Source organism: Roseomonas sp. SRI_022 (assembly GCF_057586215.1).
This window is the reverse complement of the sequence record NZ_JBYCZL010000008.1, coordinates 17272-30196: the sequence shown is the minus strand read 5'-3', so window position 1 is coordinate 30196 and position 12925 is coordinate 17272. Positions and strand designations below refer to the sequence as shown.

General features: G+C 70.2%; 14 protein-coding genes. 9 read left to right on the top strand and 5 right to left on the bottom strand.

Features of this window, described 5'->3' with window-relative positions; genetic code table 11:
• The first annotated feature begins 15 nt into the window (after positions 1 to 15).
• From AC2YHJ_RS09760 to AC2YHJ_RS09750, 3 genes are read left to right on the top strand one after another with little or no spacing between them, the layout of a single operon-like run.
• Entirely contained in the window at positions 16 to 681 is a 666-nt protein-coding gene (locus AC2YHJ_RS09760; protein ID WP_487395663.1) for an LON peptidase substrate-binding domain-containing protein, read from the top strand.
• Between the two features lie 41 nt (positions 682 to 722).
• Entirely contained in the window at positions 723 to 920 is a 198-nt protein-coding gene (locus AC2YHJ_RS09755; RefSeq protein ID WP_487395661.1) for a Trm112 family protein, read from the top strand.
• 5 nt (positions 921 to 925) lie between these two features.
• The gene (locus AC2YHJ_RS09750; protein WP_487395660.1) at positions 926 to 1291 is read left to right on the top strand and encodes a gamma-butyrobetaine hydroxylase family protein; all 366 of its coding nucleotides are present in this window, start codon (positions 926 to 928) and stop codon (positions 1289 to 1291) included.
• Positions 1292 to 1311: 20 nt separating this feature from the next.
• On the opposite strand, the gene AC2YHJ_RS09745 is transcribed toward AC2YHJ_RS09750, so the two are convergent.
• From AC2YHJ_RS09745 to AC2YHJ_RS09730, 4 genes are all read right to left on the bottom strand, one after another.
• A complete protein-coding gene (locus AC2YHJ_RS09745; RefSeq protein ID WP_487395659.1) occupies positions 1312 to 2094 on the bottom strand; it encodes an ABC transporter permease in 783 nt (260 codons plus the stop codon).
• Entirely contained in the window at positions 2094 to 3278 is a 1185-nt protein-coding gene (locus AC2YHJ_RS09740; RefSeq protein WP_487395657.1) for an ABC transporter permease, read from the bottom strand. Before AC2YHJ_RS09740 ends, AC2YHJ_RS09745 begins: the two co-directional genes overlap by 1 nt.
• 266 nt (positions 3279 to 3544) lie before the next feature.
• On the bottom strand, positions 3545 to 4588 hold the full coding sequence (locus AC2YHJ_RS09735; RefSeq protein WP_487395656.1) for an ABC transporter substrate-binding protein: 1044 nt from the start codon (positions 4586 to 4588) through the stop codon (positions 3545 to 3547).
• Between the two features lie 115 nt (positions 4589 to 4703).
• Complete coding sequence (locus AC2YHJ_RS09730) at positions 4704 to 5798, bottom strand: ABC transporter ATP-binding protein (protein WP_487395655.1); 1095 nt, start codon at positions 5796 to 5798, stop codon at positions 4704 to 4706.
• A gap of 85 nt (positions 5799 to 5883) precedes the next feature.
• On the opposite strand from AC2YHJ_RS09730, the gene AC2YHJ_RS09725 reads away from it, so the two are divergent.
• The 4 genes from AC2YHJ_RS09725 to AC2YHJ_RS09710 all read left to right on the top strand — a co-directional run bounded on the left by AC2YHJ_RS09725 (position 5884) and on the right by AC2YHJ_RS09710 (position 8630).
• Entirely contained in the window at positions 5884 to 6903 is a 1020-nt protein-coding gene (locus AC2YHJ_RS09725) for an enoyl-CoA hydratase/isomerase family protein (RefSeq protein WP_487395653.1), read from the top strand.
• 237 nt (positions 6904 to 7140) lie between these two features.
• Positions 7141 to 7512, top strand: a complete 372-nt coding sequence (locus AC2YHJ_RS09720) for an ArsR/SmtB family transcription factor (protein WP_487395652.1) — start codon at positions 7141 to 7143, stop codon at positions 7510 to 7512.
• Positions 7509 to 8042, top strand: coding sequence for an SRPBCC family protein (locus AC2YHJ_RS09715; protein ID WP_487395651.1), 534 nt, complete (start codon positions 7509 to 7511; stop codon positions 8040 to 8042). Before AC2YHJ_RS09720 ends, AC2YHJ_RS09715 begins: the two co-directional genes overlap by 4 nt.
• A gap of 12 nt (positions 8043 to 8054) precedes the next feature.
• Complete coding sequence (locus AC2YHJ_RS09710) at positions 8055 to 8630, top strand: dihydrofolate reductase family protein (protein ID WP_487395650.1); 576 nt, start codon at positions 8055 to 8057, stop codon at positions 8628 to 8630.
• Between the two features lie 13 nt (positions 8631 to 8643).
• On the opposite strand, the gene AC2YHJ_RS09705 is transcribed toward AC2YHJ_RS09710, so the two are convergent.
• Positions 8644 to 10221 (bottom strand): ABC transporter substrate-binding protein, encoded by a 1578-nt coding sequence (locus AC2YHJ_RS09705; protein ID WP_487395649.1) that lies wholly within the window; start codon positions 10219 to 10221, stop codon positions 8644 to 8646.
• 270 nt (positions 10222 to 10491) lie between these two features.
• Here AC2YHJ_RS09705 and miaB point away from each other — a divergent pair, with 270 nt between their 5' ends.
• Positions 10492 to 11871 (top strand): tRNA (N6-isopentenyl adenosine(37)-C2)-methylthiotransferase MiaB, encoded by a 1380-nt coding sequence (miaB, locus tag AC2YHJ_RS09700; RefSeq protein WP_487395648.1) that lies wholly within the window; start codon positions 10492 to 10494, stop codon positions 11869 to 11871.
• Positions 11868 to 12917, top strand: a complete 1050-nt coding sequence (locus AC2YHJ_RS09695) for a PhoH family protein (RefSeq protein WP_487395647.1) — start codon at positions 11868 to 11870, stop codon at positions 12915 to 12917. The genes miaB and AC2YHJ_RS09695 overlap by 4 nt, the downstream gene beginning before the upstream one ends.
• Positions 12918 to 12925 lie beyond the last annotated feature (8 nt).

Genomic DNA, 12925 nt, shown 5'->3' with positions numbered 1-12925 from the left:
CGGAGGGCCGGCGCCATGCCCGCCTTCCACCCGCGCCTGGCAGAGTTGCCGGAGGAGATCGCGGTCTTCCCGCTCTCCGGCGCGCTGCTGCTGCCGCAGGGAAGGCTGCCGCTCAACATCTTCGAACCGCGCTACCTGGCGATGACGCTCGACAGCCTGGCGCGGGGGCGGATGTTCGGCATGGTGCAGCCCGACGCCCACCTGCCGCGCGGGGAAGCGGGGCCGGCGCTGTACCACGTCGGTTGCCTCGGCCGCCTGTCATCCTTCAGCGAGACGGAGGACGGGCGGCTGCTGATCACGCTGACCGGCCTGATCCGCTTCCGCATCGCCGAGGAACTGGCGCTGGCCGCGGGGGGCTATCGCCGGGTGCGCGCGGACTATGCCGCCTTCGCCGCCGATCTCGTCGTCGGCGATGGCGCCCCGCCCTACGACCGGGCGGAACTGCTCGCCGCGCTGCGCGCCTATTTCCGCGCCCGCGGCATCGAGGCGAACTGGGAGGCGGTGGAGCAATCCGCCGACACCATGCTCGTCACCACCCTGTCCATGGTCTGCCCCTTCGAGGCGCCGGAGAAGCAGGCCCTTCTGGAAGCCCCCGATTGCGCGGAGCGCGCGCGCATGCTGATCACGCTGATGCGCATGGGGGCTGCCGCCAATGCGCCGTCCGAAGGGCGGCCGAGCTGACCAGCCTTCACTCACTCGATCCGATTCAAGGGACGAACACCATGTCCGACACCACCCAGCCCGGCGGCACGGTCGATCCGCGCCTGCTCGAGATCCTCGTCTGCCCTGTCACCAAGGGCCCGCTGCGCTACGACCGGGAGAAGGGTGAGCTGGTCAGCGAACGCGCCGGCCTTGCCTACCCGATCCGCGACGGCATCCCGATCATGCTGCCGGATGAGGCGCGCAAGCTCGCCGGCTGAACCGCGTGTCCGCTCCCTCCGAGATCCGCCTCAAGCGCGCGGAACAGGCGATCGAGGTCGCCTGGCCCGATGGCGCACGCTTTCGTCTGCCGGCTGAATACCTGCGCGTGGAAAGCCCCAGCGCCGAGGTGCAGGGCCATGGCCCGGGCCAGAAGGTGATCATCGCCGGGCGCCGCCATGTCGGCATCCTGCGGGTCGAGGCGGTGGGCAACTACGCGGTGCGCATCGTCTTCGACGATCTGCACGATACCGGCATCTACTCCTGGGACTATCTGCGCACGCTGGGGCAGGAGCAGGAGACGCGCTGGGCGACGTATCTCGCGGAACTCGGGGCACGCGGGCTGTCGCGGGATCCGCCGCGGCGCCGATAAGCGCCCGCGCGGGGGCGGGATCAGCGATGGTCCTGCGCCCGCCGCCCCTGCAGCCACGCCACCACCAGCAGCAGCAGCACCGATAGCGCGACCAGCAGCGCCGCCGCCGCCGTCGTGGTCAGGCTGATGCTGTCGTTCAGCCCGGCGAACATCTGCCGCGGCAGGGTGCGCTGCGCCGGCCCGGAGATGAACAGCGCGACCACCACCTCATCGAGCGAGGTCGCGAAGGCGAAGACCGCCCCCGCCGCCACGCCCGGTGCGATCTGCGGCAGGCAGACGCGGAAGAAAGCGCGCAGTGGCCCCGCCCCGCAGGCCGAGGCGGCGCGCAACTGCACCGGGTCGAAGCCTTCCAGTGCCGCGAGCACCGTGACCACCACGAAGGGCACGCCGAGCGCGGCATGGGCGATGATCAGCCCGGTGTAGCTCGCCACCAGCCCGATCGGCCCGAAGGCGAGCAGCAGCGCGACCGCCACCACGATCACCGGCACCACCATCGGCGCCAGCACCACCCCCATCGCCACCGCGCGGGCCGCGCCCTTCATGCGCCACAGCCCGAAGGCCGCCGGCGTGCCGAGCAGCGTCGCCAGCCCTGCCGCAGCACTGCCAATGATCAACGAGTTCCACAGCGCCGGCAGCCAGAAATCCGAACCGAAGAAATCCCGGTACCAGCGCAGCGAGAACCCCGGCAGCGGATAGAACAGGAAGGACCCCGCCGAGAAGGACAGCGGCAGGATCGCGATGATCGGCGCAAGCAGGAACAGCGCCACCAGCACCGCGAACACCCACAACGCTCCGCGCGCCATCACGCCGCCCCCGGCCGGCGGAAGCCCGCGAGCTTGCCATACAGCGCGACGCAGATCCCCACCGCCGCCAGCAGCATCACCGACAGCGCGGCCGCCAGCCCCCAGTTCACCGATCGCGTGGCATAGAAACCGACGAACCAGGCGAGCATCTGGTCGTTCGGTCCGCCCAGCAGCGCCGGCGTGACGTAGAAGCCGAGCGCCTGGATGAAGACCAGGATGCATCCCGCCCCGATGCCCGGCAGGCACAGCGGCAGCGTCACCCGCAGGAACACCCGCCAGGGTGCGGCCCCCAGCGACGCCGCCGCTCGTGGCAACCTCGGGTCGAGCGCCCGGAACGCCGCGACCAGCGGCAGCACCATGAAGGGCAGCAGGATGTGGACCATCGCCAGCACCACGGCGAAGCGGTTCATCATCAGCGGCAGCGGCGCGCCGGGCATGCCCATCGCGCCCAGCGCGGCATTCACGATCCCCTCCCGCTGCAGCAGCACCATCCACGCCGCAGTGCGCACGATCAGCGAGATCCAGAAGGGCAGCATCACCGCCGCCAGCAGCGCCGTCGCCGTCCAGCCCTTCGCGGTCGCGATCAGCCAAGCGATCGGCCAGCCCAGCAGCAAGCAGCAGGCCGTCACCATCAGGCTGATCCACAGGCTGCGCAGCAACACCGCGCCGAACACCGCCTGGTCCGGCGGCACCGCCTGCACACTGCCCGTCGCATCCTGCCGCAGGTCGAGCGCGGCCAGCAGATGGAAGGACGACAGCGGCCCGCCGGCGCGGTGGATGGCGCCCCAGGTTTCCGGCTCGCGCCATTCCTCGCTGATGGCGAGGACGGCATCGCGCGCGCTGTCCGCGAAGGGTGCTTCGACGCGCCGCGCGGTCATCGGCAGCAGGCCGCGGAACCCCGGGCGGTCGGCGTTCAGCCGAGCGGCGGCGCGCGGGACGGAACCCGTGCCCGTGTCGCGGTCGCGCGCGCGGGCTCCGCGCAGGTCGGCGACCAGGGCGGCGAAGGCGGGTTCGTCGGGCGTCGCCTCTCCGTTCCACGCCGACAGCGCGGCAATGGTGCGCGGCAGGACGGGGGCGACCTCGCTATCCGTCATGCCGCGCCAGAGGAAGGCGCCGATCGGGGCGACGAACGTCACCAGCAGGAACAGCAGCAATGGCGCCGTGAGCAGTGCGGGGCGGTTCATGGCGGATCGGAGGGGCCCTGCCCCTCCAAGCCACCCCGCCAAATGCCAGTGGCATTTGGAATGCCGATACTTGGTGTTGGGCGCGACGGTGTGGCAGTCATGGCTGGTGCGTTGCCATTGAGCGGGCGGATCGCGGCCTCGCCGCGATCCAGGAGCGCAAAGCGCGACCGCACCCGGCCATCAGCAGGCGCGGGCGCGCCAGTGCATGGCGCGAAGGCAAGCGGCCCGGATGGGCCGCGCCCGCCGTTGGAGGGACGAACAGAGACTCACCGCGACACCCAGGTGTTGAACCGCTGCGTCAGGCGGTCGAGGTTGTCGAGCCAGAACCGGTCGCTCAGTTGCAGCGCGCTCGACAGATTCTGCGGCGCCGTCGGCAGGTTCGCCAGCAACTCGGCCGACAGCTTCTCATTCACCCCCTTGGCGGTGACGCCATAGGGGATCTTCGGCGGCAGCCCGGCCTGGACATCCGGCTGGCCGACGAATTTCAGGAACTCCAGCGCGCGCGCCTTGTTCGGGCTGCCCTTCATGATCACCCAGGAATCCAGGGTGAAGATGTTGTTGGTCCAGACGATCGCGAAGTTGCGCCCGTCCGTCGCGTTGGCGGCCGAGATGCGACCGTTGTAGGCGACGGTCAGCGCCACCTCGCCTGCGGCCAGCCATTGCGGCGGCTGGGCGCCGCGCTCGAACCAGGCGACGTCGGCCTTCATGCCGTCGAGCTTGCGGAAGGCGCGATCCACGCCCGCCGGCGTGCCGAGCACCTGATAGACCTGCGCCGGTGCGACGCCATCGGCCATCAGCGCCATTTCGAGCGTCGTCTTCGGCCCCTTGCGCATGCCGCGCTTACCAGGGAAGCGCGCCGTGTCGAAGAAATCTGCCCAGCTCGTCGGCCCGGTCGCCATCCGCGCGCGGTCATAGGCCATGATGAAGGAATACAGGATGGCGCCCACGCCGTGGTCGTTCACCGCCTCCGGGATATAGGCGTCGCGCCCGCCGATCGCCGCCCAGTCCATCGGCTCGAACAGGCCTTCATCCGCGCCGATCAGCAGTTCCTCGGATTCGACCTGCACCACGTCCCAGGTATTGGCGCCGGAGGCGATGCGCGACCGCAGCACGCCGATGCCGCCGTCCCAGGTTTCCTCCAGCAGGCGCTGGCGCGTCTGCTGCTGGAAGGGGCGGAAGTAGACCTCCCGCTGCGCGTCCTGATAGGCCCCGCCCCAGGAGACGACGGTGAGGTCGCGGCCCTGCGCCTTCGCGGCGGCGGGCAGCGCAGCGGCGGCCAGCGCCCCTTTGAGGATCGTGCGGCGTTCCATGTGGTCGTCTCCTTCACCGGCGGGGTCGGCGAATCTTAGAACCGGATCGCCCGGCGCGTAATCGCAGAAAGGCCGAAATCCGCGTCATCTTCCTCGTGGCGCGATGGTCGCGGGGTTAACCGGCATCCCGGAACGCGAAGGCCGCCCCCTCCGGCCAGGCGATCGCCGCCGGCCCGCCCGGTTCGGGCAGGGTGCCGATCCCGGCGGGGCGCTTGGCCAGGATCTCCCCGCCATCGCCGACCGACAGGCGCAGCCGGACATGGTCGCCGAGGAAGATCGCTTCCTGCAGGATCGCGGGCATCGCGCCCTCCCCGAGATCCGAGGCGGTGACGCCGGCCACCGCGATGCGTTCGGGCCGGATCGCGACCACGCAGCCATCCCCGGCCTTGCCGCAATCCACCGCCCGGGCGGCCACCACAGGGCCGCAAAGCAGCCGCACCGTGCAGTCATCTCCGTCTCGCGTCTCGATCCTGCCGGGCAGCAGGTTGTTCTCCCCCACGAAGCCCGCGACGAAGGCATCCGCCGGTCGGTCGTAGAGCATCTTGGGATCGGCGCATTGCCGGATGCGCCCGCCCTCGAACACCGCGATGCGGTCGGACAGGGTCAGTGCCTCGGCCTGGTCGTGGGTGACGTACATCATGGTCACGCCAAGCCGCTGGTGGATGTGGCGGATCTCGAGCTGCATCTCCTCCCGCAACGCCTTGTCCAGCGCGCCGAGCGGTTCATCCAGCAGCACGATCGGCGGTTCGAAGACGAGCGCCCTTGCCAGGGCGACGCGCTGCTGCTGCCCGCCTGAAAGCTGCACCGGGCGGCGGGCGGCGAAGCCTTCCAACCGCACCATCGCCAGCGCCTTCGCGACGCGTGCATCTCGTTCCGCCCGGCCGATGCCGCGCACCGACAGCGGGAAGGCAACGTTCTCCGCCACGCTCATATGCGGGAACAGCGCGTAGGATTGGAACACCACGCCGATGCCGCGCCGGTGCGGCGCGGTATGCGCGATGTCGCGGCCTTCCAGCAGGATGCGCCCCGCGCTCGGCATCTCGAAGCCCGCCAGCATCATCAGCGTGGTGGTCTTGCCCGAGCCGGAGGGGCCGAGCAGCGTCATCAGCTCGCCGCGCGCGATGTCGAGGTCGAGCCCGACCACCGCTGCGGCGCCGCCGGCACCGTAGGTCTTCCGCACGCCCTCGAAGCGCACCAGCGTCTCGGTCATGGCATTGCATCCGGCGCCCGGCCCGGCTTGTCAACGTCCCGGCGCCCCGGTAACGCCGGGGCCTGTCCAAAGGGAACCGACCAGCATGAGCGAGACCGCCGAACCCACCCTGATTGCCAAGCGGGAAGGCATCGCCGGCACGCTGCTGATGAACCGGCCCAAGGCGCTGAACGCCCTGACGCTGCCGATGATCCGCGCCTTCGCCGAAGCCATCGCCGCGTGGAAGGACGATGCCGCGGTGAAGCTGGTGGTGCTGGAAGGGGCGGGTGGGCGCGCCTTCTGCGCGGGCGGCGACGTGCGTGCCGTGCGCGATGCCGCGATCGCCGGCGACCGCGCCTCGGTCGAGGCCTTCTTCTCCGAGGAATATGCCGTCAACACCGGCATCGCGACCTTCCCCAAGCCCTGGGTCAGCCTGATCGACGGCGTCTGCATGGGCGGCGGCATCGGCGTGGCCGTCCACAGCGGCCCGCGCATCGTCACCGAGCACGCGCTGGTCGCGATGCCCGAGACGGCGATCGCGCTGTTCCCCGACGTCGGCACCTCCTACACCCTGCCGCGGCTGCCTGGCGCAGTCGGCACCTGGCTCGCGCTGACCGGAGCGCGGCTGACCGGGGCGGATTCGGTCCATGCCGGCCTCGCGACGCATTTCGTGCCGCGGGAGAGCCTGCCCGCGCTGCGCGCCGCGCTGGTCGCCGAAGGTGCCGACGCCGTGTCCCGCTTCGCCGCCACGCCGCCGGCAGCATCCTTCGCGCCGCATCGCGAAGCGATCGACCGCTGCTTCGGCAAGGACAGCATCGCCGCGATCCTCGCCGCGCTGGACGCGGAAGGGTCCGAATGGGCGGCGGCGCAGGCGAAGATCCTGCGGCGCATGTCGCCGACCTCGCTCTGCGTGTCGCTGGAACTGCTGCGGCGCGGGGCCGAGCAGGACCTGGCCGGCTGCCTGGCAACGGAGTTGGCGCTGACGCGTGTCGTGGTGAATGTGCACCCGGACTTCGCCGAGGGCGTTCGCTCCGTGCTGGTGGACAAGGACGGCGCGCCGAGATGGCAGCCGGCGCGGATCGAGGATGTGGATCCGGCGGCGATCCAGCGGATGTTTGGCGCGTAGGGGATATTGGAGGGGCGTCGCCCCTCCAAGCCACCCCGGCAGGGGCAAGCGGGCCCCTGGACCGCGATCTGTTGGCCCAGCCGTCGCGCCCATTGCCAAAATTGAGGTTTCCAAAGGCCCTTAGGCCTTTGGTGGGGTGAGGTTCCGAGAGGGGCGACGCCCCTCCCTGGTCTGCCTGCGGCCGAATGCTCAACCTTTCGGTTGACAATCAGGCCGCATGATCGCATATTCAACCACATGGTTGAATTATCGACACCCCGGCTGGACGCCGTCTTCCACGCCCTCGGCGATGCCACCCGCCGCCGCATGCTGGGCGACCTCGCTGCCGGTGAACGGACCGTCGGCCAGCTCGCGGAGCCTTTCGCGATCTCGCTTGCCGCGGCGTCGAAGCACATCAAGGCGCTGGAGCATGCCGGGCTGATCCGCCGCGAGGTTCGCGGCCGCACGCATCTCTGCCGGCTCGAGCCCGGGCCGCTGGCCAGCGCACATGAGTGGCTGAGCTTCTACGAGCGCTTCTGGACCGGTCGGCTGGACGTGCTCGAACGCCTCCTCCGCGAGGAGGATGCACGCCGAACGCCCACCCCCCCCCCCGAAGGAGACAAGTCATGAACGACATCGCCGCGCCCGGTGCCTATGGCGTGCTGACCGAGCCCACCACGCTGACGATCCAACGCCATCTCCCCGGCCCGATCGAGCGTATCTGGGCCTATCTCACGGATGGTGAATTGCGCCGCCAGTGGCTCGCCGCCGGCACCATGGAAATGAAGGTCGGATCGCCCTTCACACTGACCTGGCGCAATGACGAACTGACCGATCCGCCCGGCCAGCGGCCGGAAGGCTTCGCCGAGGAGCACAGCCTGGACGGACAGATCACCGAATGCGACCCGCCTCGCCGGCTCGGCATCACCTGGGGCAGCACCGGCGGGGTGACCTTCGATCTCGCGCCGGCGGGCAACCGCGTGCTGCTGACGGTCACGCATCACCGCGTCGCCGACCCGTCGCTGCTGCTGAAGGTCAGCGCCGGCTGGCATGCGCATCTCGACATCCTGGTCGCGAAGGTGACGGGCGAGCAGCCCGGGCCGTTCTGGGATGGCTGGCTGCGCCTGCGCGACGACTACGCCCGGCGCATGCCGGGCTGACGGGAGGACACCATGCGCAAGCTGATCGCCGCCATGAAGGTGTCCGCCGATGGGCGGATGGAAGGGCCGGAAGGCATGGCGGATTGGGTGGAAGCCTGGTCCGACGATTACGGCCTGATGCCGCAGATCGATACCTGCGTGCTCGGGGGCGGCATGTACCCCGGCTATGAGCATTATTGGACCGCGATCCGCGACGCGCCCGACACGCCGGTCTGGATCACCGGCCAGGTGCCGACGCCTGCCGAGCGCGCATGGGCGGATTTCGCCGCGCGGACGCCGCATCTGGTGCTGTCCGGCACGCTGGATGCGGCGACGTGGCCCACGACGCGCTTCATCCGGCGGTTGGAGGAGATTGCCGCGCTGAAGGACCAGCCCGGCAAGGACATCTACCTCGTGGGCGGTGCCCGGCTGTTGGCGGGGGTGATGGAGGCGGGGCTGCTCGATGAGCTGCGTCTCATCGTCTATCCGCTGATCGCCGGCGAAGGGAAATCGGTCTTCCCGCCGGCCCCGGCGCGGCGCGGCCTCGCATTGCGCAAGGCCGAGACGATGCCGGGTGGGCGCGTCAGCCTGGTCTATGGGCTGGGCTGACGCGGCATCCCGATCAGCCGCGCCGGATGTTCCACGGATACGGCGCGTTGCCCTTCACGAAGCCGGTCAAGCCGCTGCGATAGGCCGTCGCGATGAAAAACTGGCCGAGCGGCAGGACCGGCGCGTTCTCGAAGGATTCCCGCTGGATGACGTCGGCAAGGCGCTTCTGCTCGGCCTCGGTCCCAGCGAGCAGCCATTGGGACGCGGCTTCCTCGACACGCGGATTGGTATACCAGCCGAACCAGCCGCGATCCCCCTGGCCGCGCAGCGTCGCGTTCACGGCCGGGTTGATGATCGACACCGACGGCCACCAGGTGTGGAAGATCGACCAGCCGCCGCGATCCGCCGGTTCCTTGCTGGCGCGGCGCTGCACGACGGAACCCCAGTCGGTCTCCACCAGTTCGACATTCATGCCGAGCCGGCGCAGCAGGTCCGCCGTCACCTGCCCAAACGGCCCGATGGTCGGGAAGTCTGTCGGGTTGATGATGACGATCTTCTCGCCATTGTATCCGGCGCTGCGGAGCTCCGCGCGCACGCGGTCCAGGTCGCGCGGTCCGCGCAGCAGGTCGTTGCCGGTCGTGCTCTCATACGGCGTGCCGCAGGGCCACATGGACGGGCACAACCGCATGGAGGAAGGGTCGTTGCCCGTCACGCCGCGCAGGTAGTCGTCCTGGTTGACGGCACCCAGCAGCGCGCGCCGCACCGCCGGCTTGTCGAAGGGCGGATGCAGGCAGTTGAAACGCGCCACGCCGATGTAGCCGAGGGTGTTCAGTACCTCGACCTGCACGCCGCGGGCGCGGCGCAGCAGCGGCGCGAGATCGGCGTTGATCTGTTCCCACCAGTCGATCTCGCCGGCCTGCAGCGCGGCCGCGGCAGTCGCGCTGTCCGGCATGATGGTCCATTCGACGCGATCCATCATCGCGACCTTGCCGCCGGCGGTGCGCGACGGCGGCTCCTGCTGCGGCACATATCCGTCGAACTTGGCATAGGCCGCGCGGCTGCCCGACACGTACTCGTCGCGCAGGAAGCGGTACGGGCCGGACCCCACGATCTCGGTGATCTGCTGGAAGGGATCGGTGCGTGCGATGCGTTCCGGCATCATGAAGGGCACCACCGCGGCGGGCTTGGCGAGCGCTTCCAGCAGCAGCGGAAAACGCGACTTCAGGCGGATGCGGATGGTTCGGTCGTCGGCGGCTTCCCAGGCCTCCACCACGGCGCCGAGCGACTGGCCGAAGGTGTCGCGCCGGCTCCAGCGCGCCAAGCTTGCCGCGCAGTCGCGCGCCAGCACCGGCTGGCCGTCATGCCACCGCAGCCCCTCGCGCAGGCGGATCAGCCAGGTCAGGCCATCGTCGGAGGTGCTGTGCCCCTCAGCCATCTGCGGCGCGACCTTGAGGTCGTCCGTCATGCCGTAGAGCGTGTCGAAGACGGACCAGCCGTGGTTCTCGGTGACCGCGGCCGTCGTCCAGATCGGGTCGAGCGAGGTGAGGTTGGCCTGCGGCACGAAGCGCAGCACTCGCGCGCGCGCCGGCTGGGCGAGGGCCGGTGCCGCGATCGTGGCGATACCGGCCGCGAGGAGATCCCTGCGATGCATGATCGTCTGCCCCATTGCTTCCCTGTCCGGCTGGAGCATGGCACCGCGACGAGCGGCGGGACAACCGCGACCGGCGGTTCCGGGCCGGCCGCACCCCCCGGGCCCGTCATCATCACGACACTTGACCCGACGCGGAGCCGCCGGTCACGCTTCGGTGCATGATGATCCGCTTCGGGCCACAGGTCGCTTGACCCGCGCCGCCATGGTGCGCATCTCCCCCGCCAGCCTTCGCCGCGGCACCCGCGGCGGGGCCGGCGGAGCCTGACCCGAATGACCGACAGCACCACCCCACGGAAGCGCCTTCTGATCCGCACCTGGGGTTGCCAGATGAATGTGTATGACAGCGCACGCATGGCGGACGTGCTGGCGCCGCTCGGCTATGCGCCGACCGAGGTGGCGGAGGAGGCCGACATGGTCATCCTCAACACCTGCCACATCCGGGAAAAGGCGACGGAGAAGGTGTTCTCCGACCTCGGCCGGCTGCGCGAGGCGAAGCAGGCCAAGGGCGGCGACATGGTGATCGCGGTCGCCGGCTGCGTCGCCCAGGCCGAAGGGGCCGAGATCACCACCCGCGCCCCCTGGGTGGACATCGTGCTCGGCCCGCAATCGTATCATCGCCTGCCGGAGATGGTCGCCCGCGCATCCCGTGCCGCCGGCGCGGTGATCGAGACGGAATTCCCGCCCGAGGACAAGTTCGACCACCTGCCGGAAACGACCGCGCCGCAGGGTGCGACCGCGTTCCTGACCGTGCAGGAAGGCTGCGACAAGTTCTGTTCCTTCTGCGTCGTGCCCTATACGCGCGGGTCGGAATATTCCCGCCCGGTGGCGGCGATCGTCGCGGAGGCCGAACGGCTCGTCGCGCTCGGCGCGCGCGAAATCACATTGCTTGGCCAGAACGTGAATGCCTGGCATGGCGACGGGCCGGACGGAGGGCCGTGGACGCTCGGGCGCCTGCTGCGGCGCCTCGCGGAAATCGAGGGCCTGGCGCGGCTGCGCTACACCACGTCCCACCCGCGCGACATGGATGACGACCTGATCGCCGCACATGGCGACACGCCGGCGATCATGCCCTTCCTGCACCTGCCGGTGCAGTCGGGTTCCGACCGCATCCTCAAGATGATGAACCGCGGGCACACGGCGGATGACTACCGCCGGCTGGTGGACCGGCTGCGCGCGGCGCGCCCGGATCTCGCGCTGTCCACGGACATCATCGCCGGCCACCCCGGTGAATCCGACGCCGACCACGCCGCGACACTTGCGCTGATCCGCGACACCGGTTTCGCCCAGGCCTTTTCATTCAAATATTCGGCGCGTCCGGGCACGCCGGCCTCGACCATGGCCGGGCAGGTTGCAGAGGATCTGAAGGACGCCCGGCTGGCCGAGATCCAGGCCCTGCTGCGCGATCAACAGACCGCTTTCAACCGGTCCCGCGCGGGCATGCTGGCCGAAGTTCTGGTCACCGGCCCCGGCCGCCACCCCGGCCAGATGGCCGGCCGCACCCCCTGGCTGAACCCGGTGCATTTCGATGGGCCAACGGACCTCATCGGGCAGGTGGTGCCGGTGCGGATCCTGGCCGGACACCCCAATTCCCTTACCGGGGCGCCGGTGGCACCCCGCCACGCCGAACCCAGGGAGAGACCAGCCGCTTGACCGCCACATCCAGCCTCGCCCTCCGCGCCACGGACCCCCGCAGCCCGATCGAGCAACGCTCCGTCACGCTGCAATTCGACGACAACGTCCTGCTGCCGCTCCTGCATGGGGAGCATGACCGGCATCTGGCGCGGATCGAGCAGGTGCTCGGCGTGCGCCTCGCCTCCCGCGGCAATCGCATCGCCATCTCGGGCGGGGCGGACAGGACGGAAATGGCGGAGGCGGCGCTGCTGGCACTGTGGAAACGGCTGGAACAGGGCCAGCACGTCGGCACCGCCGAGGTCGAGGCCGCGCTGCGCCTTGCCGAAGGCGGAGCGGAACAGGGCGAACCCCGCCTGCCGCTGCGCGACCTGCCGGCGATCCGCACCCGCAAGGGCGCCATCGCGCCGCGCTCCCCGGCCCAGGGCGCCTATATCGAGATGCTGGCGCGGCAGGAGATGGTCTTCGGCATCGGCCCGGCCGGCACCGGCAAGACCTACCTGGCCGTGGCGCAGGGCGTGGCCCTCCTGCAATCGGGCCGTGTGGACCGCATCGTGCTGTCCCGCCCGGCGGTCGAGGCCGGTGAACGGCTCGGCTTCCTGCCCGGCGACATGAAGGAGAAGGTCGATCCCTATCTCCGCCCGCTGTACGACGCGCTGCACGACATGCTGCCCGGCGAGCAGGTGGCGCGGCGCATCGCCGCCGGGGAGATCGAGATCGCCCCGCTCGCCTTCATGCGCGGCCGCACCCTGGCGCATGCCTACTGCATCCTCGATGAGGCGCAGAACACCACGCCGGCGCAGATCAAGATGTTCCTCACCCGCATGGGCGAGGGCTCGCGCATGGTCATCACCGGCGACCCGACCCAGGTCGATCTGCCCAACGGCCAGCCCTCGGGCCTCGCCGAGGCGCTGAAGATCCTTGAGGGCGTCGATGGGATCGGTGTCACGAGATTTGCCGAGCGGGATGTGGTAAGGCATCCGCTGGTTGCCCGGATCGTCGCCGCCTATGGGCGGGTGGACGAGCAGTCCCGGGCGAAGAAGGAGAGGTATGGAACCGGGAAGTAGCCGTCCCG